This window comes from Streptomyces sp. NPDC014727 (assembly GCF_043083485.1).
In the GTDB taxonomy this organism is placed as follows: Bacteria; Actinomycetota; Actinomycetes; order Streptomycetales; family Streptomycetaceae; genus Streptomyces.
Genome location: NZ_JBIBYR010000001.1, coordinates 751,055 through 777,762 on the forward strand (window position 1 = coordinate 751,055; position 26,708 = coordinate 777,762).

The 26,708-nt window shown below is 69.9% G+C and carries 25 protein-coding genes; 15 read left to right on the forward strand and 10 right to left on the reverse strand.

Annotated elements, in window-relative coordinates; genetic code table 11:
* Nucleotides 1-281: 281 nt before the first annotated feature.
* Genes ACF1B9_RS03470 through ACF1B9_RS03480 form a run of 3 tightly spaced genes read left to right on the forward strand, consistent with a single transcriptional unit; the run spans nucleotide 282 to nucleotide 2,911 of the window.
* Nucleotides 282-1,160, forward strand: coding sequence for a sterol desaturase family protein (locus tag ACF1B9_RS03470; RefSeq protein WP_391739786.1), 879 nt, complete (start codon nucleotides 282-284; stop codon nucleotides 1,158-1,160).
* Nucleotides 1,157-1,846: a lysoplasmalogenase gene (locus ACF1B9_RS03475; protein WP_391739785.1), complete on the forward strand. Its 690-nt coding sequence runs from the start codon at nucleotides 1,157-1,159 to the stop codon at nucleotides 1,844-1,846. Before ACF1B9_RS03470 ends, ACF1B9_RS03475 begins: the two co-directional genes overlap by 4 nt.
* A 21-nt stretch (nucleotides 1,847-1,867) precedes the next feature.
* The gene (locus ACF1B9_RS03480; RefSeq protein WP_391739784.1) at nucleotides 1,868-2,911 is read left to right on the forward strand and encodes a zinc-dependent alcohol dehydrogenase family protein; all 1,044 of its coding nucleotides are present in this window, start codon (nucleotides 1,868-1,870) and stop codon (nucleotides 2,909-2,911) included.
* On the opposite strand, the gene ACF1B9_RS03485 is transcribed toward ACF1B9_RS03480, so the two are convergent.
* Both ACF1B9_RS03485 and ACF1B9_RS03490 read right to left on the reverse strand, forming a co-directional pair.
* Nucleotides 2,901-4,319, reverse strand: coding sequence for a CoA transferase (locus ACF1B9_RS03485; RefSeq protein ID WP_391739783.1), 1,419 nt, complete (start codon nucleotides 4,317-4,319; stop codon nucleotides 2,901-2,903). The two genes, ACF1B9_RS03480 and ACF1B9_RS03485, sit on opposite strands and share 11 nt — an antisense overlap.
* 120 nt (nucleotides 4,320-4,439) lie before the next feature.
* On the reverse strand, nucleotides 4,440-5,975 hold the full coding sequence (locus ACF1B9_RS03490; RefSeq protein WP_391739782.1) for a S8 family serine peptidase: 1,536 nt from the start codon (nucleotides 5,973-5,975) through the stop codon (nucleotides 4,440-4,442).
* 323 nt (nucleotides 5,976-6,298) lie between these two features.
* On the opposite strand from ACF1B9_RS03490, the gene ACF1B9_RS03495 reads away from it, so the two are divergent.
* The 3 genes from ACF1B9_RS03495 (at nucleotide 6,299) to moaA (ending at nucleotide 9,538) form a co-directional block, all read left to right on the forward strand.
* Complete coding sequence (locus tag ACF1B9_RS03495) at nucleotides 6,299-6,664, forward strand: DUF485 domain-containing protein (RefSeq protein WP_376220655.1); 366 nt, start codon at nucleotides 6,299-6,301, stop codon at nucleotides 6,662-6,664.
* The gene (locus tag ACF1B9_RS03500; protein ID WP_391739781.1) at nucleotides 6,661-8,301 is read left to right on the forward strand and encodes a cation acetate symporter; all 1,641 of its coding nucleotides are present in this window, start codon (nucleotides 6,661-6,663) and stop codon (nucleotides 8,299-8,301) included. Before ACF1B9_RS03495 ends, ACF1B9_RS03500 begins: the two co-directional genes overlap by 4 nt.
* 247 nt (nucleotides 8,302-8,548) lie before the next feature.
* Nucleotides 8,549-9,538 carry a GTP 3',8-cyclase MoaA gene (gene moaA / locus ACF1B9_RS03505; protein ID WP_391739780.1) on the forward strand — a complete coding sequence of 330 codons (990 nt, stop codon included), beginning with the start codon at nucleotides 8,549-8,551 and terminating at the stop codon, nucleotides 9,536-9,538.
* 74 nt (nucleotides 9,539-9,612) lie between these two features.
* Here moaA and ACF1B9_RS03510 read toward each other — a convergent pair whose 3' ends face one another.
* The gene (locus tag ACF1B9_RS03510) at nucleotides 9,613-9,870 is read right to left on the reverse strand and encodes a hypothetical protein (protein WP_389637967.1); all 258 of its coding nucleotides are present in this window, start codon (nucleotides 9,868-9,870) and stop codon (nucleotides 9,613-9,615) included.
* 415 nt (nucleotides 9,871-10,285) lie between these two features.
* Entirely contained in the window at nucleotides 10,286-10,651 is a 366-nt protein-coding gene (locus ACF1B9_RS03515) for a DUF3099 domain-containing protein (RefSeq protein ID WP_391739779.1), read from the reverse strand.
* Between the two features lie 247 nt (nucleotides 10,652-10,898).
* Here ACF1B9_RS03515 and ACF1B9_RS03520 point away from each other — a divergent pair, with 247 nt between their 5' ends.
* Nucleotides 10,899-11,174 (forward strand): GlsB/YeaQ/YmgE family stress response membrane protein, encoded by a 276-nt coding sequence (locus tag ACF1B9_RS03520; RefSeq protein WP_391739778.1) that lies wholly within the window; start codon nucleotides 10,899-10,901, stop codon nucleotides 11,172-11,174.
* Between the two features lie 102 nt (nucleotides 11,175-11,276).
* Here the strand turns inward: ACF1B9_RS03520 and tyrS are convergent, their stop codons facing one another.
* From tyrS to ACF1B9_RS03535, 3 genes are all read right to left on the reverse strand, one after another.
* Nucleotides 11,277-12,542 (reverse strand): tyrosine--tRNA ligase, encoded by a 1,266-nt coding sequence (gene tyrS / locus ACF1B9_RS03525; protein ID WP_391739777.1) that lies wholly within the window; start codon nucleotides 12,540-12,542, stop codon nucleotides 11,277-11,279.
* 55 nt (nucleotides 12,543-12,597) lie between these two features.
* Nucleotides 12,598-13,992, reverse strand: a complete 1,395-nt coding sequence (locus ACF1B9_RS03530; protein WP_391739776.1) for a metallopeptidase TldD-related protein — start codon at nucleotides 13,990-13,992, stop codon at nucleotides 12,598-12,600.
* Between the two features lie 82 nt (nucleotides 13,993-14,074).
* Nucleotides 14,075-15,598: a TldD/PmbA family protein gene (locus ACF1B9_RS03535; protein ID WP_351083713.1), complete on the reverse strand. Its 1,524-nt coding sequence runs from the start codon at nucleotides 15,596-15,598 to the stop codon at nucleotides 14,075-14,077.
* A 496-nt stretch (nucleotides 15,599-16,094) separates the two neighbouring features.
* Between ACF1B9_RS03535 and fabG the strand changes: the two genes are divergently transcribed.
* The 3 genes from fabG (at nucleotide 16,095) to ACF1B9_RS03550 (ending at nucleotide 18,132) form a co-directional block, all read left to right on the forward strand.
* Nucleotides 16,095-16,814 carry a 3-oxoacyl-[acyl-carrier-protein] reductase gene (gene fabG, locus ACF1B9_RS03540; RefSeq protein ID WP_351083715.1) on the forward strand — a complete coding sequence of 240 codons (720 nt, stop codon included), beginning with the start codon at nucleotides 16,095-16,097 and terminating at the stop codon, nucleotides 16,812-16,814.
* Nucleotides 16,815-16,819: 5 nt separating this feature from the next.
* Nucleotides 16,820-17,587 (forward strand): enoyl-ACP reductase FabI, encoded by a 768-nt coding sequence (gene fabI / locus ACF1B9_RS03545; RefSeq protein WP_391739775.1) that lies wholly within the window; start codon nucleotides 16,820-16,822, stop codon nucleotides 17,585-17,587.
* Nucleotides 17,588-17,754: 167 nt separating this feature from the next.
* A complete protein-coding gene (locus tag ACF1B9_RS03550) occupies nucleotides 17,755-18,132 on the forward strand; it encodes a hypothetical protein (protein WP_391739774.1) in 378 nt (125 codons plus the stop codon).
* 54 nt (nucleotides 18,133-18,186) lie between these two features.
* Here ACF1B9_RS03550 and ACF1B9_RS03555 read toward each other — a convergent pair whose 3' ends face one another.
* Nucleotides 18,187-18,861 carry a FadR/GntR family transcriptional regulator gene (locus ACF1B9_RS03555; RefSeq protein ID WP_391739773.1) on the reverse strand — a complete coding sequence of 225 codons (675 nt, stop codon included), beginning with the start codon at nucleotides 18,859-18,861 and terminating at the stop codon, nucleotides 18,187-18,189.
* 186 nt (nucleotides 18,862-19,047) lie between these two features.
* On the opposite strand from ACF1B9_RS03555, the gene ACF1B9_RS03560 reads away from it, so the two are divergent.
* The 4 genes from ACF1B9_RS03560 to ACF1B9_RS03575 all read left to right on the forward strand — a co-directional run bounded on the left by ACF1B9_RS03560 (nucleotide 19,048) and on the right by ACF1B9_RS03575 (nucleotide 21,436).
* On the forward strand, nucleotides 19,048-20,352 hold the full coding sequence (locus tag ACF1B9_RS03560) for a CynX/NimT family MFS transporter (RefSeq protein WP_391739772.1): 1,305 nt from the start codon (nucleotides 19,048-19,050) through the stop codon (nucleotides 20,350-20,352).
* Between the two features lie 26 nt (nucleotides 20,353-20,378).
* On the forward strand, nucleotides 20,379-20,489 hold the full coding sequence (locus tag ACF1B9_RS03565) for an SGM_5486 family transporter-associated protein (protein WP_361452851.1): 111 nt from the start codon (nucleotides 20,379-20,381) through the stop codon (nucleotides 20,487-20,489).
* 146 nt (nucleotides 20,490-20,635) lie between these two features.
* Nucleotides 20,636-20,842 (forward strand): hypothetical protein, encoded by a 207-nt coding sequence (locus ACF1B9_RS03570; protein WP_391739771.1) that lies wholly within the window; start codon nucleotides 20,636-20,638, stop codon nucleotides 20,840-20,842.
* Between the two features lie 75 nt (nucleotides 20,843-20,917).
* The gene (locus ACF1B9_RS03575) at nucleotides 20,918-21,436 is read left to right on the forward strand and encodes a histidine phosphatase family protein (protein ID WP_361452677.1); all 519 of its coding nucleotides are present in this window, start codon (nucleotides 20,918-20,920) and stop codon (nucleotides 21,434-21,436) included.
* A gap of 138 nt (nucleotides 21,437-21,574) precedes the next feature.
* On the opposite strand, the gene serB is transcribed toward ACF1B9_RS03575, so the two are convergent.
* Nucleotides 21,575-22,831, reverse strand: a complete 1,257-nt coding sequence (gene serB / locus ACF1B9_RS03580) for a phosphoserine phosphatase SerB (RefSeq protein WP_391739770.1) — start codon at nucleotides 22,829-22,831, stop codon at nucleotides 21,575-21,577.
* 376 nt (nucleotides 22,832-23,207) lie between these two features.
* Here serB and ACF1B9_RS03585 point away from each other — a divergent pair, with 376 nt between their 5' ends.
* Complete coding sequence (locus tag ACF1B9_RS03585; RefSeq protein ID WP_391739769.1) at nucleotides 23,208-25,760, forward strand: FHA domain-containing protein; 2,553 nt, start codon at nucleotides 23,208-23,210, stop codon at nucleotides 25,758-25,760.
* Nucleotides 25,761-25,874: 114 nt separating this feature from the next.
* Here ACF1B9_RS03585 and ACF1B9_RS03590 read toward each other — a convergent pair whose 3' ends face one another.
* Nucleotides 25,875-26,639: a transglycosylase SLT domain-containing protein gene (locus ACF1B9_RS03590; protein ID WP_391739768.1), complete on the reverse strand. Its 765-nt coding sequence runs from the start codon at nucleotides 26,637-26,639 to the stop codon at nucleotides 25,875-25,877.
* Between the last annotated feature and the right edge of the window lie 69 nt (nucleotides 26,640-26,708).

The following is a 26,708-nucleotide window of genomic DNA, read 5'->3' on the forward strand; positions in this document are numbered from 1 at the left end:
CCGTGGGCGCGCACGAGGGGCGCCGCGCGCTCCGGGAGGCCCGCACGGGGCTTCGGCGCCGCCGGCGTCCGGGCGACCGTTGCCGTTCGTCGTCATGGCCGGCCGGACCCTCGCAACTGCCGGGCCCCGCACGGCGGTTCTTCCGCCGCTCAAGCTGCGGTGCAGGGACCGTCCGGGCCCCGCATTGGCAGAAGCCACCAAAGACTGCTGACAATGTGTCTCGCATACTTGTTGGTAACAACCCCTAGTCCGCAGCCGACCTGCGGCTCTACGGTGCTCGCATGCCGCCGAACCTGCCCGATGTCGTGCTCTGGTCCATACCGGCCTTCGTGCTGCTCACCGTCCTCGAAATGGCACTCCATCACTTCCATCCCGATGAGGAAGCCGCCGGATACGAGGCCAAGGACGCCGCCACCAGCATCACGATGGGGCTCGGCAGCCTGGTCTTCGACCTGCTGTGGAAAGTGCCCATCGTCGCCATCTACACCGCGGTCTACCAGCTGACCCCGCTCCGCGTCCCCGTCCTGTGGTGGACCGTCCTGCTGATGCTGCTCGCGCAGGACTTCTTCTACTACTGGTCCCACCGGGGACACCACGTCATCCGGATCCTCTGGGCCTGCCACGTGGTCCACCACTCCAGCCGGAAGTTCAACCTCTCCACCGCGCTGCGCCAGCCCTGGACGTCGCTGACCGTCTGGCCGTTCTACGTGCCGCTCATCGCCTGCGGTGTCCACCCTGCCGCGCTGGCGTTCTGCTCGTCGGCGAACCTCGTCTACCAGTTCTGGGTGCACACGGAGCGCGTCGGCACACTCCCCCGGCCCTTCGAGTTCGTACTGAACACGCCGTCCCACCACCGGGTGCACCACGCGTCGCAGGGCGGCTACCTGGACCGGAACTTCGGCGGCATCCTGATCGTGTGGGACCGCCTCTTCGGGTCCTTCACCGCCGAGACGGAGCGGCCCGTGTTCGGACTCACCAAGAACATCGACACGTTCAACCCGCTCCGCGTCGCCACCCACGAGTACGCCGCGATCGCCCGCGACGTGCGCGCGGCGGGCAGTTGGAGCGAGCGCGCCGGGCGGATCTTCCGCGGCCCCGGCTGGCAGCCGTCCACAACGGCCGCACCCACGCCCCTCCCCGCCCAGGAGCGCATCGGATGAGCGCCGACACCCTCCCGGACCGGCGGGAACGTCTCGTACGACCGCTGCTCGTAGCCTTCCTTCTGGCCGCCGTCGTCGACCTGTTCGGCGTGCTCGCCGACGTCCCGGTCGCCCACCTCGTCGCGAAGCCCCTGCTGATGCCGCTGCTGGCCGGGTACGCCGCCGCCCGGCGCGGCCCCCGGCTGCTCATCGCGGCACTCCTGTTCGGCTGGGGCGGCGACACGCTCCTGCTGCCCGACGCCGATGCCACCTTCCTCATCGGGATGGGTTCCTTCGCCGCGGGGCACGTCTGCTACCTGCTGCTCTTCGGACGTGCCCGGAGTTCCCCGGCCGTCGGGGCGGTGTACGCGGCCGTCCTGGTCACCGTCGTCGCGCTGCTCTGGAGCGGATTGCCGGCGGACATGCGGATTCCGATGACCGGCTACAGCCTGCTGCTCACAGCCATGGCCTACCGGGCCGGCACCCGCGGCCGGTACGCGGCCGTCGGCGGGGCGCTCTTCCTGCTCTCCGACACGCTCATCGGCACCGGTGTCGCCGACTGGCCCCAGCTGCCCGCCCCCGACTTCTGGATCATGCTCACCTACATCGCCGCGCAGTTCCTGCTGACCGCCGGAACGCTGGCACCGGGTGCGAAAGGGGCCGGTGTCACCCCTGGGGCGTACCGTGAACGGAGTACCAGCATCTGAGATCGGCAAGGACCCCCACGCATGCGCGCCACCGTCATCCACGCCCCCCACGACATACGTGTGCAGGAAGTGCCGGACCCGTCGGTCCAGCAGCCCACCGATGTGGTCCTGCGGGTCCTGCGGGCCTGCATCTGCGGCAGCGACCTGTGGGCCTACCGCGGCGAGGCCGCCCGGGAGCCCGGCCAGCGGATCGGGCACGAGTTCCTCGGGATCGTCGAGGAGGCGGGCTCCGAGGTGGCCGGTTTCGCCGTCGGTGACCTCGTCGTCGCACCCTTCGTCTGGTCCGACGGCACCTGCGCGTACTGCGCGGAGGGCCTGACCACCTCCTGCCCGCAGGGCGGCTTCTGGGGCTCCGTCGGCTCCGACGGAGGGCAGGGCGAGGCCGTCCGCGTCCCGTTCGCCGACGGCACGCTGGTCAAGCTCCCCGCGGCCGCGGCTTCCGACGACCATCTGCTCACCGCTCTGCTGGCCCTGTCCGATGTGCTGGGCACCGGACATCACGCCGCCGTCGGCGCGGGCGTGAAGATCGGCAGCACGGTCGCGGTCGTCGGTGACGGGGCGGTCGGACTGTGCGGCGTCCTGGCCGCCAAGCGGCTCGGCGCCGAGCGGATCATCGCGCTCGGCCGCCACCAGGTCCGTACGGACATCGCCCGCACCTTCGGCGCCACGGACGTCGTCGCCGAGCGCGGCGAGGCCGCCGTCGAAGCCGTACGGGAACTGCTCGGCGGCGAGGGCGCCCACGCGGTGATCGAGGCCGTCGGCACCGAGCAGTCGATGCGCACCGCCGTCGGGATCACCCGCGACGGCGGCGCCATCGGCTACGTCGGCGTACCGCACGGCAGCGGCACCGGCCTGGACCTCGGCGTCATGTTCGACCGGAACATCGCCCTGCGCGGCGGCGTCGCACCCGTGCGCACGTACATTCCGGAGCTCCTCCCCGACGTGCTGTCCGGCACGATCGACCCGTCACCCGTCTTCGACCTGACCATCGGTCTCGACGACGTCCCCGCCGGTTACAAGGCGATGGACGAGCGCACGGCGCTGAAGGTGCTCATCAAGCCGTGAGCCAGGCGGCCGCGTCCGCCCCCAGCGGGCCGGGCGGGCGCGACCAGTCGGTGGGCGAACCGTCGAAGGCGACCGGCGGCAGGGCGTGACGCAGCCGGCCGAGTGGGCCGGCCGTCTCCGTGAGCCACTTCCGAGGGTCGTACGACGCACCCGCGGCCCCCGCTTCCCGACGGGCGGGCAGCTCGTCGAGCAGCCACGCGGCGGTACGGGCGAGCGAGAGCGTGACCAGCCGGGAGCCCCCCTCGTCGTGCTGTGCGGTCAGCGCGCGCAGCACAGCGGCGGCCAGCAGATAGCCCGTGCCGTGGTCGAGTGCCTGGGCGGGCAGCGCGCCGGGCGGGTGCTCCGCTCCGGCCGTGGTCTCGACCGAGGCGATGCCGGTGGCCACCTGCACCAGACTGTCGAAACCGCGCCGCTCGGCCCATGGACCGTGGCCCCAGGCCGAGAGCCGCCCGATCACCAGCCCCGGTCTGCGCGCGGCCAGGGACTCCGTGGTCAGCCCGAACCGCTCGACCGCACCGGGTCGGTAGCCGATGACGACCACGTCCGCCTCGGCCAGCAGCTCGTCGAACACGGCCGCGCCAAAGCGGCTGCCGAGGTCCAGGTTCACCGACCGCTTCCCGAAACCGGTGTCGGCGTGCGCGTCCGGGCTCTCCGGGAGCCGTGGGGAGTCGATCCGCAGGACGTCCGCGCCGAGCAGCGCGAGCGTACGGGTGGCGACGGGGCCCGCGATGACCCGGGTGAGGTCCAGTACGCGCATCCCGGTGGCGGGCAGCAGCGGTGTGCCGGCCGGCGCCGTCGTCCGACGAACCGGCGCGCCGTCGATACGGTCGCCGGTCACCAGCGGGGTGCCCGCCACCGCGGCACCCCGAGGGTCGGCCGACCACTCCCCGGGGGTACGGGCCGCGACGGCCAGGCCGCCCGCGGCGTACACGGTCTGCTCGATCTCGTCGCCCCGCCGCCCGGCGAACGAGGCGGCGACGGCGGCCACGGCGAGGTCGTCCGAGGTGTCCGGCGGCAGCCCCAGCGTGGCGAGCAGCCGGGCCCGATGGTGCGGGTAGTTGGCATGTGTACGGACCCAGCCGTCCGCCGTGCGCCAGAACCGGGACAGCGGGGCGAAGGACATCGGCGCGCGCCCGTCGATCCGCAGATGGCGCTCGCTGGTGAACGCCGTGGCCACCGCGCCGGCGTCGACGTGGACCCGGGGCACCGGGTGCCCGGTGCGGCGGGCGGCCAGTTCGGCGGCGGCCAGGGAGCAGACCGCGACGGCGGAACGGGCCAGCTCCATGACGGGCAGCCGGGAGGGCAGCAGACCCTCGGGGCCACTCGTCCCGATGCGCGCGAGGAGCGCGGGATCCCCGCCGAGTGCCGCCCAGGCCTGCTCCGTACCGGACGTGTGCGCATGAGTCATGTCCGCACTATGGCACTGAGTGCCACCATCGGAAAGGGGTGCCGGGAGAGCCCGGTACGGCGCTGCGGGAGGACGGCGGGCGGGGCCGATGACTCCGGCCCCGCCCACTGCGTCGCGTTCCTACCGGCGGACCGCGTTCAGCGCGTTCACCACACCGGCCCCGTAGAAGCCGTTGTGGTTCTTGCTGCCCTCGCAGACGGCGTCGATCTTGCCGTCGCCGTTGATGTCGTACGGAGCGCCACACTCAGTGGCGTCGGCCCCGGATGTCAGGAGCGCCTTCACCTGGGCCGCCGAAGCGTGCGGGTGCGTCGACTTGATCAGGGCCGCGACACCCGCGACATGCGGGGAGGCCATCGACGTACCGTTCTTGTAGCCGTACTTGCCGCCCGGCAGCGTGGACAGGATCGCACCGTTCGTGGCAGGCGGTGCGGGCGTCTGGTAGACCGTCGAGTCGCCGCCGGGAGCCGCGACGTCGATGACGCCGTTGCCGTAGTTCGAGTACGAGGACTTCAGACCCTTGGCACCGGTTGCCGAGACGGTCACGACACCCGGCAGCATCGCCGGGATGTCGAGGCACTCGCGCGGGTTGATCGTCCGGGTCACGGCCGTGGTGTCGTTCGGGCTGGTCGTGTCGTCGATCGCGCCGGAAGCCAGGTCGAACTTGCTGTTGCCGGCCGAGGCGACGTTCACCGTGCCCTTCCGCTCCGCGTATCCGGTGGCGCGGGTGACGGCCTCGACCAGGGCGCCCTGGTCCGGGTCGTTCTTGCAGTTGAACATCCACGGGTCGGTGTAGTAGCTGTTGTTGGCGACATCGATGCCGTGCTCGGCGGCCCAGACGAAGCCGCAGACGATCGACTCGGTGTAGAAGAAGCCGTCCGGGTTCGCGACCTTGATGCCGGCGACCTTCACGCCAGGCGCGACACCCGTCACCCCGATGCCGTTCTTCGCGGCGGCGATGGTGCCCGCGACGTGCGTGCCGTGGTCGCTCTCACCGGCCTTGGGACGCCAGGCGCCGTCCGTCGTGTCCGGCGCCCCGGACACGCAGCTCGCGGAGGCCCCGCGGTTGAAGTTCGGCGCCAGGTCCGGGTGGGTGTCATCGACACCCGTGTCGATGACACCGACCGTCACCTTGCTGCTGCCCAGTGTCTTCTGGTGCGCCTGGTCCGCCTTGATGGCGGGCAGATCCCACTGCAGGGGCTCCATCGGATCCTGGTCCGCCGTCGCCTCCGCCGCCGCGCTCCGCGCCTGCTCGGCGGTGAGCGGCTGCTCGACCCCGATGTCCGTGGTGGCCTGCGGAACGATGGGGCTGGTCCGGGTGGCCCCCGCCGAATCGACACCCTTGACCCGGCGGATCGACTGCGCGAAGTCCGGGTTCTGCGACTCGACGACGATGACGCCGATCTGCTCATAGGCGATCACCACCGTGCCGCCGGCCTCGGCGATCGCCTTCTTCACCTGCTTGACGGTGCCGTGGTTGCTCCGCGTGTTGACGACGTATGAGAGCTTCGGGCCGTCAGTGGACACCGCCGCCGTGGGCTGCGCGTCCACCGGTGCGGCGGAGGCGGCCCCCGTCGGCAGGAAGCCGAGCGAGGCCGTGAGTGCCAATCCGACGGGCAGCGTCAGTGCGCGCGTCCGTCTGGATCCCAGATGAGCCATGGGGTCTCCACATCATCCGTGCCGGGCGACCGGACACGGCGTGTGCCCAGTCGCGTACATGACGAGTGAAGCTATCGCTGATCATCCTTGCTGATCAATGAGTTGTCATCAATGAATTCGAAGGACCTGTTCGAAGAGGTGCGGGGCGGGGCTGGGCCGGATGGCCGCGCAGAGGCAGTCGGAGAAGTGCGGTTGTGCGGTGAACCGCTTCGCCGCGCCGTCCGTGCCGTTGTCAGGGGAAGCGCACCACCGTCCCCGGCCATCGAGGTTCCGCAGTGAAATCCACCGTCCCCACCACCGCACCCGCGTCGCGAGGAGATTCCGTGACTACCGATGCACCGCCGCCCGAGGTCAGTACGGACACCCGCACTGCCCAGCCCACGACCGAGGCGTTCATCGCGACGCAGGAGAGCGCGGAGTTCGGCGAACTGCGCCGCGCGCACCGCTCGTTCGCCTTCCCGCTCACCATCGCCTTCGTCCTCTGGTACCTGCTGTACGTGCTGCTGTCCAACTACGCCGGCGGCTTCATGGGCACCAAGGTCTACGCCAACATCAACGTGGCCTTCGTCTTCGGCCTCGCCCAGTTCGTCACCACGTTCCTCATCGCCTGGTTCTACTCGCGCCACGCGGCCGCGAAGCTCGACCCGAGGGCCGAGGCCATCAAGTCCCGTATGGAGGCCGACGCATGAGCGCCGTGTACCACTCGCACCCCGCCCTCCAACTGGCCGCCTCCTCGACCACCGAGCACCGGCCGCTGATCATCACGCTCTTCGCCGTGTTCGTCGCCGCGACGCTGGGCATCACCGTCTGGGCCGGCCGGCAGACCAAGAGCGCCTCCGACTTCTACGCCGGCGGCCGCCAGTTCACCGCCTTCCAGAACGGACTCGCGGTCTCCGGCGACTACATGTCGGCGGCCTCGTTCCTCGGGATCGCCGGGGCCATCGCCCTCTTCGGCTACGACGGCTTCCTGTACTCCATCGGCTTCCTCGTCGCCTGGCTGGTGGCCCTGCTGCTGGTCGCCGAGCCGCTGCGCAACTCGGGCCGCTACACGATGGGCGACGTCCTCGCCTACCGGATGCGGCAGCGCCCGGTCCGTACCGCCTCCGGCGTCTCCACCATCGTCGTCTCGATCTTCTATCTGCTGGCGCAGATGGCGGGTGCGGGCGTCCTGGTCTCCCTCCTCCTCGGCATCACCAGCGACGCGGGCAAGATCCTCATCGTCGCGCTGGTCGGCGTGCTGATGATCGTGTACGTCACCATCGGCGGCATGAAGGGCACCACCTGGGTCCAGATGGTCAAGGCCGTGCTGCTCATCGCGGGTGCGCTTCTGATGACCTTCCTGGTGCTGCTGAAGTTCGACTTCAACATCTCCGACCTGCTGGGCACGGCCGCCGCCAAGAGCGGTCACGGAGCGGCGTTCCTGGAGCCCGGACTCAAGTACGGCGCGACCGGCACCTCGAAGCTGGACTTCCTCTCCCTCGGCATCGCGCTGGTCCTCGGCACCGCCGGTCTGCCGCACATCCTGATCCGCTTCTACACGGTGCCGACCGCGAAGGCCGCCCGTAAGTCGGTCAACTGGGCCATCGGCATCATCGGCGCCTTCTACCTGATGACGATCGCGCTCGGCTTCGGCGCCGCGGCCCTGATCGGCCCGGACGAGATCAAGGCGAAGAACCCGGCCGGAAACGCGGCCGCCCCGCAGCTCGCCGAGTACCTCGGCGGGGTCGGCTCCACGGGCGGCGCCGTGCTGCTGGCCGTGATCTCGGCCGTCGCCTTCGCCACCATCCTCGCCGTCGTCGCGGGCCTCACCCTCGCCTCCTCGTCCTCCTTCGCTCACGACATCTACGCCAACGTCATCCGCAAGGGGAAGGCCACCGAGAAGGAGGAGATGCGTGCCGCTCGCTGGGCCACCGTCCTCATCGGTGCCGTCGCCATCGTCCTCGGCGCCTTCGCGCGCGACATGAACGTCGCCGGACTGGTGGCACTCGCCTTCGCCGTCGCCGCCTCCGCCAACCTGCCGACGATCCTCTACAGCCTCTTCTGGAAGCGCTTCACCACCCAGGGCGCGCTGTGGTCGATCTACGGCGGCCTGGCGAGCTCGGTGATCCTCGTGCTCTTCTCCCCGGTCGTCTCCGGCAACCCGAAGACCTCGATGTTCAAGGGCGTCGACTTCTCCTGGTTCCCGCTGGAGAACCCGGGGCTGATCTCCATCCCGCTGGGCTTCCTGCTCGGCTGGATCGGTTCGCTCCTCTCGAAGGAGGAACCGGACAAGGGCAAGTACGCCGAACTGGAGGTCAAGTCCCTCACAGGAGTCGGAGCGCACTGACCGGGGAGAACCCGGCGAGAGCGGCCCGTGCCGGGCCGCACCCCCTTGAACGGCCGTGTCGTAGAGTCCTACGACACGGCCGTGCCGCTCCTTGTGTCATACGAGCCCCATCCGATGTCACAGGTCTCGCGTAGTCTCGAAAAGGTCAGCCGGAAGCGCCGACCGGGACAACCGACCGGACGGGCGAGCGGGAAGGCCGGACGCGCCGGGCACGGCGGCCGGACAGCAACTGGGGGAGGGGGCTCACATGCTCATCGACACCTACGATCGGGTCGCCACCGACCTGCGCGTGTCGCTGACCGACCGGTGCAATCTGCGATGCACGTACTGCATGCCGGAGGAAGGCCTGCAATGGCTGGCCAAGCCCGACCTGCTGAGCGACGACGAGATCGTCCGGCTGGTCGGCATCGCCGTCACCCGGCTCGGCATCACCGACGTCCGCTTCACCGGCGGTGAGCCGCTGCTGCGCCCCGGCCTGGTCTCCATCGTCGAGCGGTGCGCGGCCCTGAGCCCCCGCCCCAGGATGTCGCTCACCACCAACGGCATCGGACTGAAGCGCACGGCGTCCGCGCTCCGGGCCGCCGGCCTGGACCGGGTCAACGTCTCGCTGGACACCCTGCGCCCCGACGTCTTCAAAACACTCACCCGCCGCGACCGCCACCACGACGTGCTGGCCGGCCTCGAAGCCGCCCGCGAGGCCGGACTCACCCCGGTCAAGGTCAACACCGTCCTGATGCCGGGACTCAACGACGACGAGGCCCCCGACCTGCTGGCCTGGGCCGTCGAGCACGGCTACGAGCTCCGCTTCATCGAGCAGATGCCCCTCGACGCACAGCACGGCTGGAAGCGCGACGGCATGATCACGGCAGGCGACATACTCCAGTCGCTGCGCACCCGCTCCACCCTCACCGAGGAGGGCGACGACCGACGCGGTTCCGCCCCCGCCGAGCGCTGGCTCGTCGACGGCGGCCCCCATCGCGTCGGTGTCATCGCCTCCGTCACCCGTCCCTTCTGCCGGGCCTGCGACCGCACCAGACTCACCGCCGACGGGCAGGTGCGCACCTGCCTGTTCGCTCGCGAGGAGACCGATCTGCGCGGCGCCCTGCGCTCCGACGCGCCGGATGAGGAGATCGCCCGGATCTGGACGCTGGCGATGTGGGGGAAGAAGGCCGGATCCGGTCTGGACGACCCGTCCTTCCTGCAGCCGGACCGGCCGATGTCGGCGATCGGAGGCTGAGGCGGTCGAGGGCCGAGAGGGGACGGACGGATTCCGCGAGGCCGGGGGTGCCGGACCCGGGCGGACCTTCCTTCCTACGGCCTGCCCGATCCCGGACCGTCGGACTCCCACTCCGTCAGCTTCACGACATCCTTGAGGAAGCCCCGGACATCCAGGAACGAGGACAGATGCTCCCGGTGCTCCTCGCAGGCCAGCCAGGTCTTCCGACGCTCAGGGGTGTGCAGCTTCGGATTGTTCCAGGCCAGTACCCACACGGCGTCGGTCCGGCAGCCCTTGGCGGAACAGACGGGGGCGGCGGCAGCGCTCTCGGCCGCGGATTCAGGGGAGTTCACGGCTCAATCGTAGGGTCTTTCGTTGGATCTTTCGTTCGGGCCGGCCCGGCGTGATCCAAACGAGAGGGCCTGGGCCGGCGCCGGTTCCGGACTCCCGGCGGCCCGCGCGGCGGAGGGCCCGAACGCATCCCCGGCCGGAGAAAAAGCGACGCCGAGCAGCCACGGGGGGAGCTGCCCGGCGTCGGTCCGTCGCTCCGACGGGGGATGCGGAGCGCGTACGAAGTATGTCACGCAGACGGGGGTGCGGTGCACCGTAACTTCACGATTGATCTGAGGTTTTCACGAGCTTCGGGTGCGGTGCGGCCTCACCTGTGCTCATGCCGGATCCTCACGCCCCGAACCGACTCCTCATGGCTCATGCCGAGGGCCCGTGGCTCACGACGGTCGCCTTCGGCTCACATCGAGGGCCCGTGGCTCACGACGTTTCCCCGCCGTGACGGGCCCCGTCGGCCTCCGGACCGGATTCGGCGGCACCGGGCACGGGTGCGGCATCGAGCATCGGCCGCATCGGCGCCGGGACGAAGGTCGACGGAAGCGAAGGGGTGTTCTCCCGGCCCGCGTTGGCGATGACCACCGCCACGTACGGGAGCAGAACCCCGAGCACCAGTGCCACGATCGCGACGTACCGCTCCACGTTCCAGAGCACGGCGGCCAGGATCACCGAAACCGTGCGCACCGACATCGAGATCACATAGCGCCGCTGCCTGCCGCGCACATCGTCCGCGAGCCCCCGCCGGGCCTCCGTGATCCGGAAGACCTCGGTACCGCCCTGCTTCCGCATCACGTCTCCACCACCCTTCCCCCGGCACCCGGCGGACCGGAGGGACCTCGTTCCCGCGCCGGACACTCCCCGGACCGGACCGCATCCACGGTACGCCCGGCGTCCGACGGCTTCGAGACCGGGGCGCGCCGCATTCGCGCGAATCGGCAGCCGGGCCGCACATACGGACGTGCCCGGCATGCGGCACACGGCCCACCGGCGGAGACTGGGCCCACATGCGCGACATGGCGTCGCACGAGGAGGCGACATGGGCTGGTTGTGGGCAATCATCGTGGGTCTGGTGCTCGGTGTGATCGCGAGGGCGATCCTGCCCGGCAAACAGAACATCCCACTCTGGCTGACGACGGTCTTCGGCATCCTGGGCAGTGTCCTCGGGAATGCCGTCGCCACCGGGATCGGCGTCAACGACACCAAGGGCATCGACTGGACGCGCCATCTGTTCCAGCTGATCGGCGCGGTGGTCGTCGTCGGTGTCGGCGACATGCTGTGGACGTCGTTCCGCGGCACCAAACAAAGAGCCTGAGCCGAGCGGGGCGCCTGGGCCACCGGGCCACGACGCACTGCTGAACGCACTGCGGCCGGGCACGCGTCACGCGTGCCCGGCCGCAGTGCCGATGCAACGGGATCAGCCGGTGACCTCGACGGCGGCGAGGTTCTTCTTGCCCCGGCGCAGCACCAGCCAGCGCCCGTGCAGCAGCTCCTCGCGGGCCGGCGCGCTCTCACCGTCCGTGACCTTGACGTTGTTCACGTACGCGCCGCCCTCCTTCACCGTACGGCGGGCACCCGACTTGCTCGGCGCCAGGCCCACCTCCACCAGGAGGTCCACCAGCGGCCCGAGCTCGGTGACCCGCGCGTGCGGCACCTCGGACAGCGCGGCGCTCAGCGTGGCCTCGTCCAGCTCGCCCAGCTCACCCTGACCGAAGAGCGCCTTCGACGCCGCGACGACCGCGGCGCACTGATCGGCGCCGTGCACCAGCGTCGTCAGCTCCTCGGCCAGCGCGCGCTGCGCCGTCCGGGCCTGCGGACGCTCCTGCGTGACCTTCTCCAGCTCCTCCAGCTCCGCGGGGCTGAGGAAGCTGAGGATGCGCATGTACCGGGAGATGTCCCGGTCGTCCACGTTCAGCCAGAACTGGTAGAACGCGTACGGCGTCGTCATCGACGGGTCGAGCCAGACGGCACCGCTCTCGGACTTGCCGAACTTGGTCCCGTCCGCCTTCGTCATCAGCGGCGTCGCCAGCGCGTGCACCTCGGCGCCCGGCTCCAGGCGGTGGATCAGGTCGAGGCCCGCGGTGAGGTTGCCCCACTGGTCGCTGCCGCCCTGCTGGAGGGTGCAGCCGTAGCGACGGTAGAGCTCCAGGTAGTCCATGCTCTGGAGCAACTGGTAGCTGAACTCGGTGTAACTGATGCCTTCGTCGGACTCCAGCCGCCGGGCGATGGAGTCCTTGGTCAGCATCTTGTTGACGCGGAAGTGCTTGCCGATGTCCCGGAGGAACTCGATCGCGGACATGCCCGCGGTCCAGTCCAGGTTGTTCACCATGACCGCCGCGTTCTCGCCTTCGAAGGACAGGAACGGCTCGATCTGGGACCGCAGCCGCGACACCCAGTTGGCGACCGTCTCCGGGTCGTTCAGCGTGCGCTCGGCGGTCGGCCTCGGGTCACCGATCTGGCCGGTGGCGCCACCCACCAGGGCGAGCGGCCGCAGACCGGCCCGCTGGAGCCGGCGCATGGTGAGCACCTGCACCAGATGACCGACGTGCAGACTCGCCGCGGTGGGGTCGTAGCCGCAATAGAACGTGACGGGACCGTCCGCGAGAGCCTTGCGCAGTGCGTCCTCGTCAGTGGACTGGGCGAACAGCCCACGCCACTTCAGCTCGTCGACGATGTCCGTCACGGTTCCGTGTCTCCTCAGCTACGTGTGTCGAAAGGCAACAGCCAGTCTAGGCGGGTCACACGCCCGGACTCACCGAGCTCATGTTGAAGTCCGGGATCCGCAGCGCGGGCATGGCGGCCCGGGTGAACCAGTCGCCCCACTCGCGCGGCAGCGTCTTCTCCGTACGGCCCGCCTCCGTGGCCCGCGACAGCAGGTCCACCGGCGACTCGTTGAACCGGAAGTTGTTCACCTCCCCGACGACCTCGCCGTCCTCGACGAGGTACACCCCGTCGCGGGTCAGCCCGGTCAGCAGCAGCGTCGCCGGATCGACCTCCCGGATGTACCACATGCAGGTCAGCAGCAGCCCGCGGCCGGTCGTCGCGGCCACCATCTCCTCCAGGGACCGCTCGCCCCCGCCTTCGAGCACCAGGTTGTCGATCGCCGGCGCGACCGGCAGCCCGGTCAGCCCCGCCGTGTGCCGGGTGGTCGTCAGATGTTCCAGCCGGCCGTCCCGGATCCACTCGGTCGACGTCAGCGGCAGACCGTTGTCGAAGACGGAGGCGCCGTCCCCGGAGGCATGGGCGATCACGAACGGTGCCGACTCCAGGCCCGGTGCGTGCGGGTCGCTGCGCAGCGACAGCGGCAGCTCGGACAGCGTCTCGCCGATCCTGGTCCCACCGCCCGCCTTGGAGAACACCGTCCGGCCCTCCGCGGCGTCCCGTGCCGTCGACGACCACAGCTGGTAGACCAGCAGATCGGCCACGGCGGTCGGCGGCAGCAGCGTCTCGTACCGCCCGGCGGGCAGTTCGATACGGCGCTCGGCCCAGCGCAGCCGCCGTGCCAGCTCGGCGTCGAGCTCGGCGGGGTCGACGTCCTTGAAATCGCGCGTGGAGCGGCCGGCCCAGGTCGAACGGGTCCGGTCGGGGGATTTGGCGTTGAGTTCCAGCGTTCCGTTCGGCTGATCGTGCCGCAGCCGCAGGCCCGTCGAGGTACCGAGGTACGTCGAGGTCATCTGGTGGTGGGCGAAGCCGTACAGCTCCCGGCCACCGGACCGGGCACGGGCGAAGGCGTCGCCCAGCGCCGGGGCGAACTCCGCGAAGACGTCCGAGCCCGTCTCGGCCGGCCCGTCCGTGAAATCGGGAGACGCGGGCACCCCGGTGACCAGCGGCTGCGCGTCCTCCGCCGGACCGGCCCCGCGTGCGGCGGCCTCGGCTGCCTGCACCAGCGGTTCCAGATCGTCGGCGGTGACCGCGGACCGGGACACCACACCGGACGCGGTGCCCTGCGCACCGTCGACGGTCGCGATGACGGTCAGGGTCCGCCCCCGCGTCACCCCGTTCGTCGTGAGCGCGTTGCCGGCCCAGCGCAGATTCGCGGACGACTCCTCGTCGGCGATGACCACGCAGCCGTCTGCGGTGGACAGTTCGAGCGCCCGCTCGACGATCTCGTGCGGCTTGCTGACGCGGCTCATCGTCCGGCCTCCTGCGTCGTGTTGAGACTGTGCTGTCCCGGGTGTCGACCCCCGGACCCCCGGCCGGTTCCGTGGTGAGCGCTCATCGTCCGGCCTCCTGCGTCGTGTTGAGGATGTTCACGCCCCGGAAGAGGGCGGAGGGGCAGCCGTGCGAGACGGCCGCGACCTGGCCCGGCTGGGCCTTGCCGCAGTTGAAGGCGCCGCCCAGGACATATGTCTGCGGGCCGCCGACCTTCTCCATCGAGCCCCAGAAATCCGTCGTCGTCGCCTGGTACGCGACATCGCGCAGCTGACCCGCCAGCCTGCCGTTCTCGATGCGGAAGAACCGCTGCCCGGTGAACTGGAAGTTGTAGCGCTGCATGTCGATCGACCACGACCGGTCGCCGACCACGTAGATCCCGCGCTCCACCCCGCCGATCAGATCCTCCGTGGACAGCCCGCCCGGATCCGGCCGCAGCGACACGTTGGCCATCCGCTGCACGGGGACATGGCCCGGCGAGTCCGCGTACGCGCAGCCGTTGGAACGGCCCAGACCCGTCAGCTTCGCGATCCGCCGGTCCAGCTGGTACCCGACCAGCGTCCCGTCCTTGATCAGGTCCCAGGACTGCGCCTCGACGCCCTCGTCGTCGTACCCGATGGTCGCGAGCCCGTGCTCGGCGGTGCGGTCGCCCGTCACATTCATCACGGGGGAGCCGTACGCCAGCTTCCCCAGCTGGTCGAAGGTGGCGAACGAGGTCCCGGCGTACGCCGCCTCGTACCCCAGCGCCCGGTCCAGCTCGGTGGCGTGGCCGATCGACTCGTGGATGGTCAGCCAGAGGTTGGACGGGTCGACGACCAGGTCGTACGTCCCCGCCTCGACGCTCGGCGCCCGCATCTTCTCGGCCAGCAACCCGGGAATCCGCTCCAGCTCGTCGTCCCAGTCCCAGCCGGTCCCGGTCAGGTACTCCCAGCCGCGGCCCACCGGCGGGGCGATCGTCCGCATCGAGTCGAACTCGCCGGTGGTCCCGTCCACGGCGATCGCGGTGAGCTGCGGATGCAGCCGCACCCGCTGCTGGGTGGTGACGGTGCCCGCCGTGTCCGCGTAGAACTTGTTCTCGTGGACGGTCATCAGGGAGGCGTCCACATGCGCGACACCCTCGGCACCCAGGAGCCGGCTGCTCCACTCGGCGAGCAGCCCCGCCTTCTCCTCGTCCGGTACGTCGAAGGGATCGACGTCGTAGGCCGAGACCCAGGTCCGTTCACCGTGCACCGGCTCGTCCGCCAGTTCCACCCGCTCGTCGGACCCGGCCGCCGCGATCACCTTCGCCGACAGCTTCGCCATGGCGACGGCCTGCGAGGCCACCTTCGCCGCGGCGTCCATCGTCAGATCCACGCCGGACGCGAACCCCCACGCCCCGCCGTGCACCACGCGCACCGCGTACCCGAGATCGGTGGTGTCCGACGTCCCGGCGGGCCGGGCGTCCCGCAACCGCCAGGACGCGCTGCGCACCCGTTCGAAACGGAAGTCGGCATGTACGGCCCCCAGCGCACGCGCGCGGGCCAGCGCCGCGTCGGCGAGGGCCCGCAGGGGCAGGGCGAGAAACGACTGATCGACCTGATGAGCCATGTAGAACTCCGTCTTTTCGGCATGTGTCCGCAGTGAACAATGCCGTGCGCCGACGCCGATCGGCCACAGGTTTCGCCGGACGCGCACACACGGCCGCGCGGCTCGGCGTGGCGGAGCCCGCCGGGAACGCCGTCCGGGCCCCCACGGGCCTGTGTGGACCGGGTGCCGGTGATCGTGCACCTTTCGTCCGCCGGTCCGTCCGTCCGCAGGGCCGTCCGCCCCTCCTCCGGTCCTCCCGTCCGTCCGATCCATGCGGCGCGGGACGCGACATCCGGCCTGTCGGACGGAGCGCGGACTCACCGGGAGCTTCGGGCCGCCCGCCGGGTGCGCCTGGCCTTCCGCTGACGCGCCGCTGACACGAAACGTTCGTCCAAAGCGGACACTGTGGGGTTCCTACAGTGCCCGGCGTGAGGCGCTGTCAGGGGCCGATTGCTCTCGGAGCGCGTGGTACCGATAGGTTTTCGAGGTACCAGACCGCTATCGAAAGGGTGATCCGTTGAGCCGCTCGGTTCTCGTCACCGGAGGAAACCGGGGCATCGGCCTCGCCATCGCCCGCGCTTTCGCCGACAACGGCGACAAGGTCGCGATCACGTACCGCTCGGGCGAGCCTCCCCAGATCCTCACCGAGGCGGGCGTTCTGGCCGTCCGCTGCGACATCACGGACGCCGAACAGGTGGAGCAGGCCTACAAGGAGATCGAGGAGAAGCACGGTCCCGTCGAGGTACTGGTCGCCAACGCCGGTATCACCAAGGACCAGTTGCTGATGCGGATGTCCGAGGAGGACTTCACGTCCGTACTCGACACCAACCTCACCGGCACCTTCCGGGTCGTCAAGCGTGCCAACCGCGGCATGCTGCGGGCCAAGAAGGGCCGCGTCGTCCTCATCTCCTCCGTCGTCGGGCTCCTCGGCTCGGCCGGGCAGGCGAACTACGCCGCCTCCAAGGCCGGTCTGGTCGGCTTCGCCCGGTCGCTGGCCCGTGAGCTCGGCTCGCGGAACATCACCTTCAACGTCGTCGCACCCGGTTTCGTCGACACCGACATGACCCAGGTGCTCACCGAGGAACAGCGCAAGGGCATCGTGTCCCAGGTGCCGCTCGGCCGCTACGCGCAGCCCGAGGAGATCGCCGCCGCGGTGCGCTTCCTCGCTTCCGACGACGCGTCGTACATCACTGGAGCCGTCATCCCCGTTGACGGCGGATTGGGCATGGGTCACTGATCACCATGAGCGGAATTCTCGACGGCAAGCGCATCCTCATCACCGGTGTGCTGATGGAGTCGTCCATCGCCTTCCACACCGCCAAGGTGGCCCAGGAGCAGGGTGCCGAGATCATCCTGACCGCCTTCCCCCGGCCCACGCTGACGGAACGCATCGCCAAGAAGCTGCCGAAGCCGGCCAAGGTCATCGAGCTGGACGTGACCAATACCGAGCACCTGGACCGCCTCGCCGGCCTGGTCCGGGACGAGCTCGGTTCGCTCGACGGCGTCGTGCACTCCATCGGCTTCGCGCCGCAGGACGCGCTCGGCGGCAACTTCCTGAACACCCCGTTCGAGTCCGTGTCCACCGCGATGCACGTCTCGGCGTTCTCGCTGAAGTCGCTCGCCATGGCCTGCAAGCCGCTGATGAGCGAGGGCGGCTCGATCGTCGGCCTCACCTTCGACGCGCAGTTCGCCTGGCCGCAGTACGACTGGATGGGCCCGGCCAAGGCCGCGCTGGAGGCCACCTCCCGTTACCTCGCCCGCGACCTGGGCAAGGACAACATCCGCTGCAACCTGATCTCGGCCGGACCGATCGGCTCCATGGCCGCGAAGTCCATCCCGGGCTTCTCCGAGCTCGCGGACGTGTGGAACACCCGCTCCCCGCTGTCCTGGAACATGGCGGACCCGGAGCCGGCCGGCCGCGGTGTCGTCGCCCTGCTCTCGGACTTCTTCCCGAAGACCACGGGCGAGATCATCCACGTCGACGGCGGCGTGCACATGATGGGCGCCTGATCGCGCACCCCAGGCTGTGACACGGCCGCGTACCGCTTCCGAACAGGCGGTACGCGGCCGTCGTGCGTCCGTGCCCGGTCCGGCCCGCTCAAGTCGAAAAGATGGTCGATCCACCGCAGAATGTGGTGGAACCGGACTTCTTGTCAGGCTGCGGGGAGGAGGTCGCTGTGCGCTCCACACGTCGCCGAACCAGGATTCTGCTGGCCGGCTCGGTGGCCGCCGCCGCGCTTGCCGCCCCTGTGGGCATATCCGTGGCGGGGCGGTCAGGAACCGGCGCGCCCGCACCCGCCGCACCCACCCCGGAACCCTCCGGCGCCGAATGCCGTACCTCGGTCCACGGCTCCCGGGTCGTCGCCTACTGCCACAACCCGTACCCCTCCACCGACCGCGTGCAGCTGCACACCGAGTGCCGCCATTGGTGGGACATAGACGCGGACGCCACCCCGGTCGACGTGGGACCGGGGCGGACGGTACGGATCGACGACCGCTGCTGGAAGGAAATAGGCACCGTCTGGGTCACACACCGGGTCCAGGATTCCGTCTGATGCCCGCTGTGGCGTTCTCTGCGACGTTCCCTCCGCACGCTCGGACGTGGCGCCTCACACCCGGTCCACCAGACAGCTCAGCGCATGACTCGCGGCCTCGGCCGCTGCCGTCTCCGCGTCCCCCGCCCGGATCGCCTCGACCAGCCGGCCGTGGTCCATGAGGCTCTCCGGCCCCAGCTCATGGCCGACGTCGCCCCTGAGGTAGTCGCGCAGCAGATCGCCCAGGTCGGCGTAGAGCCCGGTCAGCACGTCGTTGTGCGAGGCCGCGACCACGGCCAGGTGCAGCGTCGCGTCAGCCGCGACGAACGCTTCGGCGTCGCCCGCGGCCCAGGTCTCCTCCCGGCGTGCCATGAGCGCGTCCATCTGCTTCAGATCCCGCTCGGTGCGCCGTGCGGCGGCCAGTCGCGCGGCCGACGACTCCAGGGTGGAGCGCAGCTCGGCGACATGGCGCGGATCGGCGGCGGCGAAGCGGCGGTGCATCACCCCGGCCAGTTCGCTCGTGGCTACGACATAGGTGCCCGAACCCTGCCGGATGTCGAGCAGACCGTTGTGCGCGAGCGCGCGGACGGCCTCGCGGACGGTGTTACGGGCCACCCCCAACTGCTCCACCAGCTCGGGCTCGGTGGGAATCCGTGAACCCACGGGCCACTCGCCCGAGGTGATCTGATTCCTCAGCTGGGCAATCACCTGGTCGGCGAGTGCCGAACGTCGCGGTGACGTCAGCGCCATGGTGCTCCTTGCTCGGGTCGCTGGGTGATGACTCGGTTCACTGGGGTTGAGGGGTGCTCGGTGGGACGGTGCTCGGTGCGTCGGGAGGGGAGAGAGGTACGGGGGCGTTCTGCCGGGAGTGCATGGTCTCAGAGCAGAGCTCGAAGGATTGGACAATCAATCATCCCATGATTCTATGATGACCCCATGCCCGACGACGAGACCCAGCCGCAGACCCGGACCCTGAGCCCCGCCACCGCAGTGGACGCCCCCGTGAACACGCCGGCCCCGCACGCCGCACAGGCCAACCGGACCGCCCCCGAGGCCTCCCCGTGGCTGCTCCGACTGGTCGCCGTCGGGCTGGTGCTCGCCGCGCTCAATCTCCGCCCCGCCATCACCAGCCTCGGCGCCCTCCTCGAAGAGGTGCAGAACGGCCTGCACATGAGTGGCAGTGTCGCCGGCGTCCTCACCTCCGTACCGCCGCTCTGCTTCGCGGTCTTCGGTGTCATGGCGCCGCGCCTCGCCCGCCGCTTCGGTCCGGGTGCGGTCGTCTGCGCCGGCATGATCGCCATCACGGCGGGTCTGGTGATCCGGCCGCTCGTCGGCGGTACGGCCGGCTTCCTCGCCGCGAGCGCCCTCGCGCTCATGGGCATCGCCGTCAGCAACGTCCTGATGCCGGTGATCGTCAAGCGCTGGTTCCCGGACCGTGTCGGCTCCATGACCGGGCTCTACTCGATGTCCCTGGCCCTCGGCACCTCGCTCGCCGCCGCCCTGACCGTGCCCATGACCCACGCGCTGGGAGGCAGCTGGAGGGCGGGCCTCGGCATCTGGGCCGTGCTCGCCGCCGCGGCGATCCTGCCGTGGGTCCCGCTGGTACGGGACCGGCGCCGCGCCGCGGGACAGACCGCCGCTCACCATCAGGAAGCCCCGGCACTCAAGATCGTCCGTAGTCGTACCGCGTGGGGCCTCGCCTGCTTCTTCGGCCTGCAGGCCACGGCCGCGTACATCACCATGGGATGGATGCCGCAGATCTTCCGCGACGCCGGAGTCTCGGCCGGCACCGCGGGCGTCCTGCTCGCCGTGACCATGGCGATGGGTGTGCCGCTCGCCTTCGTCATCCCCCGGGTCGCCGCCCGCATGAAGAACCAGGGCCCGATCGTCGTCGTCCTCGGCGCCTGCGGCCTCATCGGATACGCGGGCCTGTACCTTGCACCCGCCGGTGGGGCCTGGGCCTGGGCACTGCTGCTGGGCATTTCGAACTGTGCCTTTCCGCTCGCCCTGACCATGATCGGCATGCGGTCCCGCAGTGGCGCCGGAGTGGTCCGGCTGTCCGCTTTCGCGCAGTCCACCGGCTATCTGATCTCGATTCCGGGGCCCCTGCTCGTCGGCGTGCTCCACCAGCACAGCGGCGGCTGGGGGCTGCCGATCGCGCTGATGGCGGGCCTCATGGTGCCGCAGATGGCGGCAGGAATCCTGGCGGGGCGGGACCGGACGATCGAGGACGAATGCTGAGATGCGAGACTGAGCCCATGTCTCCTGTGCTCGACCCGAATCCGCAGAACGGTCAGAAGAAGCTCCTCCTCGTACTCGGGGCGATGCTGCTGGTCACCGTGATCATCTCGGTGATCGCCACGGTCGCATCCCCCTGACCCGTGCCCGGCGGCCGATGGTGGGGCTGGCCCCACCATCCCCTAGGGGGCCAGGGTCAGGGTGAAGTGGGTGGGTCACCGGATGGGACCGGCGCCGCCGCGTCCGTAGGTTCGAGGTATCAGAACCATGACCCACGGAGGCGGACATGTCGGCCCGTACGCACACCCGGACCACCCACCCGGCCACGGGCACCCTCGAGGTCCGGCTGCCGTGGTGGGCCATCGCGCTGCCCGCGATCGGGTTCGCCGCGCTGCTGCTGATGATCGTGGGATCCGGCGAGGCCCACGCGGCGACGACCGACCCCGCGGTCGGCCGGTTGCTTGAGCGAATCGTGGCCTTCGTGACCCGCTGACGGCGCTCCCGCCCACCGCCCGAGCCCCCCCAACACCCTGCGACGGGCGGCACGTTTCGTGCGAAGCTGAGGTGTATGAGCGTCGATACACCTCGCAGGATCGTCCTTCTCAGACATGCAAAGGCGGAATGGTCGCAGGACTCGGACCACGAGCGGCCACTCGCGGAGCGCGGCCGCAAGGACGCCCCCGTCGCGGGCCGCAAGCTCGTCGACTCGGGGATCGTCCTCGATCTGGCCCTCTGCTCGACGGCGGCCAGGACGCGAGAGACGTGGAAACTGGCGGTGCACGAGATGCCGCACCGACCCAGGACCGTGTACGAGGAGCGACTGTACGAGGCGTCCCTCGGCGAGCTGATCGCCCTGATCAACGAAACCCCCGACGATGTGCGCGATCTCCTCGTCATCGGCCACAACCCTGGCATGCACGCCGTCGCCGACGCCCTCTCGGAATCGGCCGAGGGTGACGCCCTGTCCCGGATGAACCGCGGAGGGTTCCCGACCGCCGCCTTCGCCGTCGTCGAGTTCTCCGGCTCCTGGAAGGGCGTGGAGCACGGGGTGGGCAAGCTGGTCGAGTACTGGACGCCCAACGACTGATCCCGCTGCTGCACGGCCCGCGCTGCCGTACGGCTCCCTCTGTCGTATGTACGAGCAGGGCCCCAGTGCGGAAACCGCCGGGGCCCTGCTGCTACGCGAGTTCGCGCGTACGCGGGTGCGTGAGCGCGCGGATACGCGTCAGTCGACGAGACCGTCGGCGGCCTCGACCTCCTCACGGGTGATGCCGAGCAGATACAGCACGGTGTCCAGGAACGGCACGTTCACCGCGGTGTGCGCGGCCTCGCGGACCACCGGCTTGGCATTGAAGGCCACCCCGAGCCCGGCGGTGTTCAGCATGTCCAGGTCGTTCGCACCGTCACCGATCGCCACGGTCTGTGCCAGCGGCACCCCTGCCTGCGCGGCGAAACTGCGCAGCAGCCGGGCCTTGCCGGCCCGGTCGACGATGTCACCGACGACCCGTCCGGTGAGCTTTCCGTCGACCACTTCCAAGGTGTTGGCAGAGGCGAAGTCGAGCCCGAGCCGTTCCTTCAGATCGTCGGTGACCTGCGTGAACCCGCCCGAAACCACGCCCACTTGGTAGCCGAGCCGCTTCAGCGTACGGATCAGGGTGCGGGCTCCGGGAGTCAGCCGCACCTCGGCGCGCACCTTGTCCACGACCGACACATCGAGTCCCGCCAGCAGCGCCACCCGTGCGTGCAGCGACTGCTCGAAGTCGAGCTCGCCGCGCATCGCCTGCTCGGTCACCTCGGCGACCTTGTCCTCGCAGCCGGCATGGGCGGCGAAGAGCTCGATGACCTCGTCCTGGATGAGTGTCGAGTCGACGTCCATGACGACCAGTCGCTGCGCCCGGCGGCTCAGCCCGGCCGACACGACCGCCACATCGACACCGATCCCGGCGGACTCCGTCGCCAGCGCCGTCCGCAGCTCCTCGGTTCCGGCACCGGACACCGCGAACTCGACCGCGGTGACCGGATACTTCGCGAGCCGGAAGATGCGGTCGATGTTGCCGCCGGTCGAGGTGATCGTGGCCGCTATGGCGGCGGTCGACTCCGCGGTCAGCGGGTGCCCGAGCACCGTCACATGGGAACGTCCGTAGCCACGCGGCCGGTTGTCACCCGTACCGGAGATGATCTCGGCCTGCAGCTTCAGGGAATCGGCCCAGCTGTGCACGGTGGCCCGCAGGTCGCCCTCGGTGGTGCCGCCCGCGGTCGGGGGCGTGACCAGCGCGCACAGGACGATGCGGCCACGGGTGACGACCTGCTCGATGTCGACGACGTCGACCGAGTAGGCGGCGAGGGTGTCGAAGAGCCCGGCGGTGATCCCGGGGCGGTCCTTCCCGAAGATCTTCACGAGAAGGGTGGGCGTGTCCGCCCCCTGACGGTACTCAGGGGGCTCAGGAGAGGGAGAGGGCTGAGGTGGCTGAGATGCGCTCATGGTGCTCCCACCGTATCGGTACGCCTCGTGGCACCGGCGGTCCGTCCCGAGGGTCGGACGGCGTGCCGCCACCCGGCCCCGACCCGAGCGTGCGGCCGACGACGGACGGCACGCACGCGGGCGCGTCCGGCGACCGGGCACCGGCCCGACCGGAAGGTACGTCCCGTAATGACCCGTTCACTCATGGTTCATATCGAGTCATGGTTGCTTCCCACTCTCCGTTCCCGTTCCTCCCGAGCGACGGCGCGACGCCGCAGGTCCCGGCAGGGTCTTCACCCCGCCCGACTTTCGTATCCGGGACCGCTCCTGGAATAGTTCCCCACGATGTTCAGCATCCCTAGACTCCCTGCAACGGGGGTAACACGGGGGACGACTAGTGGGGCGCGGAGTGCCGGAACTCGTACTGGAATTGAATGGCAGGACCTGGACGCTCGATCCGTCCAGGTCGTACACCTTGGGCCGCGATCCGCAGGGGGACCTGACGATCGACGACGCCAGGGTCTCGTGGCGGCATGCCACGATCAGCTGGGGCGGCCGGAGTTGGTTCATCGAGGACCACGGCAGCACCAACGGCACCTATGTGCAGGGGCGGCGCATCCAGCAGTTGGAGATAGGGCCCGGCTCCGCCGTGCACCTGGGCAACGCCACTGACGGACCGCGGCTGAGCATCGGTGCCGCCGCGGGTGCGCCGCAGGCCCCCGTCCAGCAGCCCCAGCAGGGTGGCGCCGGCTGGCCCGGCCAGCAGGCTCCCGTCCCGCAGCAACATCAGCCGCAGCAGGGCTGGCAGCAGGCCCCTCAGGGGCAGCCGCAGCAGCCCGCGCAGCCCCAGCAGCCCCATGTGCCTCAGCAGCAGGGCAGGACGAACACGCCCGGCGCGGGCGGGCCCGGCGGTGCCGCGGGGGCACCGTCGGTCTACGGCGACCGCAGCCCGACCACGTTCCACCAGTTCGCCCTCGGCCGTGTCATGCGCATCGGTCGTGCGCTGGAGAACGAACTGGTCGTCTCCGACCTCCAGGTCTCGCGCCACCACGCCGAGTTCCACGCGACCCCCGACGGCCGTTTCGAGATCCGTGACCTCGGGTCCCACAACGGCACCTACGTCAACGGTCAGCCGCTCTCGAAGTCCGGCTCCGCGTTCATCGGGCCGAACGACATCGTCGGCGTCGGTCACTCGACGTTCCGCCTGGTCGGCGACCGGCTGGAGGAGTTCGTCGACACCGGCGAGGTCTCCTTCTCCGCCCGCCACCTCACGGTGACGGTCGACGGCGGGAAGCAGATCCTCAAGGACGTGTCCTTCGGCGTTCCGGAGAAGTCGCTCATCGCGGTCATCGGCCCGTCGGGCTCCGGCAAGTCCACCCTGCTCAAGGCGCTCACCGGCTACCGGCCCGCCAACCAGGGCGACGTCCTCTACGACAACCGGAACCTGTACAAGCAGTTCGCCGAACTGCGTCAGCGCATCGGTCTGGTCCCGCAGGACGACATCCTGCACAAGGAACTCACCGTCACCAAGGCCCTCAAGTACGCGGCCAAGCTCCGCTTCCCCGCAGACACCACCGAGGCCGAGCGAGAGGCCCGGATCCTCGAAGTCCTCGCCGAGCTCAAGCTCGACATCCACAAGGACAAGAAGGTCACCTCGCTCTCCGGCGGCCAGCGCAAGCGCGTCTCCGTGGCCCTGGAGCTGCTCACCAAGCCGTCGCTGATCTTCCTGGACGAGCCGACCTCCGGCCTCGACCCGGGCATGGACCGCGACGTCATGCAGTTGCTGCGCGGCCTGGCCGACGACGGCCGTACGGTCCTCGTCGTCACCCACTCCGTGGCCGAGCTGGCGATCTGCGACAAACTGCTCGTCATGGCGCCGGGCGGTTCCGTCGCCTACTTCGGCCCGCCGGAGGAAGCGCTCAACTTCTTCGGCTACACCACGTGGGCCGACGTCTTCTCCGCGTTCGAGAACTACCGCGACTACGACTGGGCGGGCCGCTGGCGCGGTTCGCAGCACTACCAGATGTACGCCGCGGACATCGACGCCGTCGCCCCGCAGTCGGTGCACATGTCGCCCCCGCAGCAACTGCGACCGCCCAAGCCGCAGAGCTGGACGGCTCAGCTGTTCACACTGATGCGCCGCTACATCTCGGTGATCGCGTCGGACAAGGGCTTCATGGGCCTGATGGTGATCCTCCCCGCCGTGCTCGGCGTCGTCAGCGTGGTCATCCCCGCCGACTTCGGCCTGGCCCCGCCGAAGCCGCCGTCCCGGTTCAACGGGGCCGCCGGAACGATCATGCTGATCCTCGCGGTCGGCATGTGCTTCTCCGGCGCGGCCAACTCCGTACGAGAACTGATCAAGGAACGCGTCATCTACGAACGGGAACGGGCCACCGGTCTCTCCCGTTCCGCCTATCTGATGTCCAAGGTGATCGTCCTCGGCGTGATCACGGCCTTCCAGGGCGTCATCATCTGCGGCATCGGATTCTCCACCCGTGAGCTGCCCGCAGAGGGCCTGATCATGCCGCCGGCCGTCGAGCTCTGCCTGACGATCACGGCGCTCGGCTTCACCTCGATGATGTTCGGCCTGGTCATCTCCTCGCTGGTGAAGACATCCGAGAAGACCATGCCGCTGCTGGTCATGTTCGCGATCGTCCAGGTCGTCTTCACCGGCATCCTCTTCCAGGTGTACGGATCGCCCGGCCTGGAGCAGTTCGCCTGGCTGATGCCGTCCCGCTGGGCCATCGCCGGTGCGGGCACGACGCTCGACCTCTCCCACCTCATGGCGCCGTGGGACCCGAAGAACCCGACCGACCTGGACCCGCTGTGGGAGCACTCGGCAGGCCAGTGGGGGATCAACATCTCGGTGCTGCTGTTGCTCGGCATCATCTGCGGCATCGTGGTCGCGCGACTGCTGCGCCGCCACGAGCCCGAGGTCATGCGCAAGTAGGCACGAGCACCGGTACGGAATGCCGGAGGGCGGCAACCCCACGTGGGGTTGCCGCCCTCCGGCATCGGTGTGTGCCGTTCGACGCAGGGGCCGTCCGAGGACGTCCGGAGCCGGTCAGTACGCGCTGTTGACGTTGTCGATCGAGCCGTACCGGTCGGCGGCGTAGTTGGCCGCGGCCGTGATGTTGGCGACCGGGTCGTAGATGTTCGTCGAGGTGCCGGAGACGTGGTACGCGTTGAACGTCGGCCGGATGACCTGCAGCAGGCCGCAGGACGGGGTGCCGTTCTTGGCATTGATGTCCCAGCCGTTGACGGCGTTCGGGTTGCCGGTGGACTCCCGCATGATGTTGCGGTGCAGACCGTCGTACGAACCGGGGATGCCGTGGGCCCGCATGATGTCCAGGGACTGCCTGATCCAGCCGTCCAGGTTGTTGGCGTAGACCGGGGTGCGCGCCTCGGAGCGGCTCGCGGCCTGCGTCTCGTTGCGCTTCTCGGCGGCGGCCTTGGCCTTCGCCTCGGCTTCGGCCCTGACCTTGGCAGCGGCGGCGGCCTTGGCCTTCGCGGCGGCCTCGGCCTTCGCCTGCACGGCGGCGGCCTTCTCGGCCCTGGCGCGATCGGCGGCCTTGACCAGATTCGCGGCGGTGGAGTGCTGCTCGATGAGGCTGGCCTGCAGTGCCTTGGCCTGCGGAGTACCGGCGGCCGACGCGAGAACCACGGGGGCGGCGGACGCGGGGGTCTGCGCCTCGGACTTTGATTCCGCGTTGGCGGGGACGAGCGAGAACGAGAGCGAGGCGACGGCAACGGCGGAGATGCCCGCGACGGAGAGCTTCTGGGTCTTGTTCAGGCGACGACGACTGCCGGGGATGCTGGACATGGACATACAGACGTACCTCTTCGAATTGCGGGAGTCCTCACGGAGGACGAAGACGGGAAGCTTTCGCATCTCCGT

Excerpts from the sequence above, each read along its gene's own strand:
- ACF1B9_RS03470 (WP_391739786.1), top strand. The coding sequence starts at position 282 with ATGCCGCCGAACCTGCCCGATGTCGTGCTCTGGTCCATACCGGCCTTC.
- ACF1B9_RS03475 (WP_391739785.1), top strand. The coding sequence starts at position 1,157 with ATGAGCGCCGACACCCTCCCGGACCGGCGGGAACGTCTCGTACGACCG.
- ACF1B9_RS03480 (WP_391739784.1), top strand. The coding sequence starts at position 1,868 with ATGCGCGCCACCGTCATCCACGCCCCCCACGACATACGTGTGCAGGAA.
- ACF1B9_RS03485 (WP_391739783.1), bottom strand. The coding sequence starts at position 4,319 with ATGACTCATGCGCACACGTCCGGTACGGAGCAGGCCTGGGCGGCACTC.
- ACF1B9_RS03490 (WP_391739782.1), bottom strand. The coding sequence starts at position 5,975 with ATGGCTCATCTGGGATCCAGACGGACGCGCGCACTGACGCTGCCCGTC.
- ACF1B9_RS03500 (WP_391739781.1), top strand. The coding sequence starts at position 6,661 with ATGAGCGCCGTGTACCACTCGCACCCCGCCCTCCAACTGGCCGCCTCC.
- moaA (WP_391739780.1), top strand. The coding sequence starts at position 8,549 with ATGCTCATCGACACCTACGATCGGGTCGCCACCGACCTGCGCGTGTCG.
- ACF1B9_RS03515 (WP_391739779.1), bottom strand. The coding sequence starts at position 10,651 with ATGCGGAAGCAGGGCGGTACCGAGGTCTTCCGGATCACGGAGGCCCGG.
- ACF1B9_RS03520 (WP_391739778.1), top strand. The coding sequence starts at position 10,899 with ATGGGCTGGTTGTGGGCAATCATCGTGGGTCTGGTGCTCGGTGTGATC.
- ACF1B9_RS03530 (WP_391739776.1), bottom strand. The coding sequence starts at position 13,992 with ATGAGCCGCGTCAGCAAGCCGCACGAGATCGTCGAGCGGGCGCTCGAA.
- ACF1B9_RS03535 (WP_351083713.1), bottom strand. The coding sequence starts at position 15,598 with ATGGCTCATCAGGTCGATCAGTCGTTTCTCGCCCTGCCCCTGCGGGCC.
- fabI (WP_391739775.1), top strand. The coding sequence starts at position 16,820 with ATGAGCGGAATTCTCGACGGCAAGCGCATCCTCATCACCGGTGTGCTG.
- ACF1B9_RS03555 (WP_391739773.1), bottom strand. The coding sequence starts at position 18,861 with ATGGCGCTGACGTCACCGCGACGTTCGGCACTCGCCGACCAGGTGATT.
- ACF1B9_RS03560 (WP_391739772.1), top strand. The coding sequence starts at position 19,048 with ATGCCCGACGACGAGACCCAGCCGCAGACCCGGACCCTGAGCCCCGCC.
- ACF1B9_RS03570 (WP_391739771.1), top strand. The coding sequence starts at position 20,636 with ATGTCGGCCCGTACGCACACCCGGACCACCCACCCGGCCACGGGCACC.
- ACF1B9_RS03575 (WP_361452677.1), top strand. The coding sequence starts at position 20,918 with ATGAGCGTCGATACACCTCGCAGGATCGTCCTTCTCAGACATGCAAAG.
- serB (WP_391739770.1), bottom strand. The coding sequence starts at position 22,831 with ATGAGCGCATCTCAGCCACCTCAGCCCTCTCCCTCTCCTGAGCCCCCT.
- ACF1B9_RS03590 (WP_391739768.1), bottom strand. The coding sequence starts at position 26,639 with ATGTCCATGTCCAGCATCCCCGGCAGTCGTCGTCGCCTGAACAAGACC.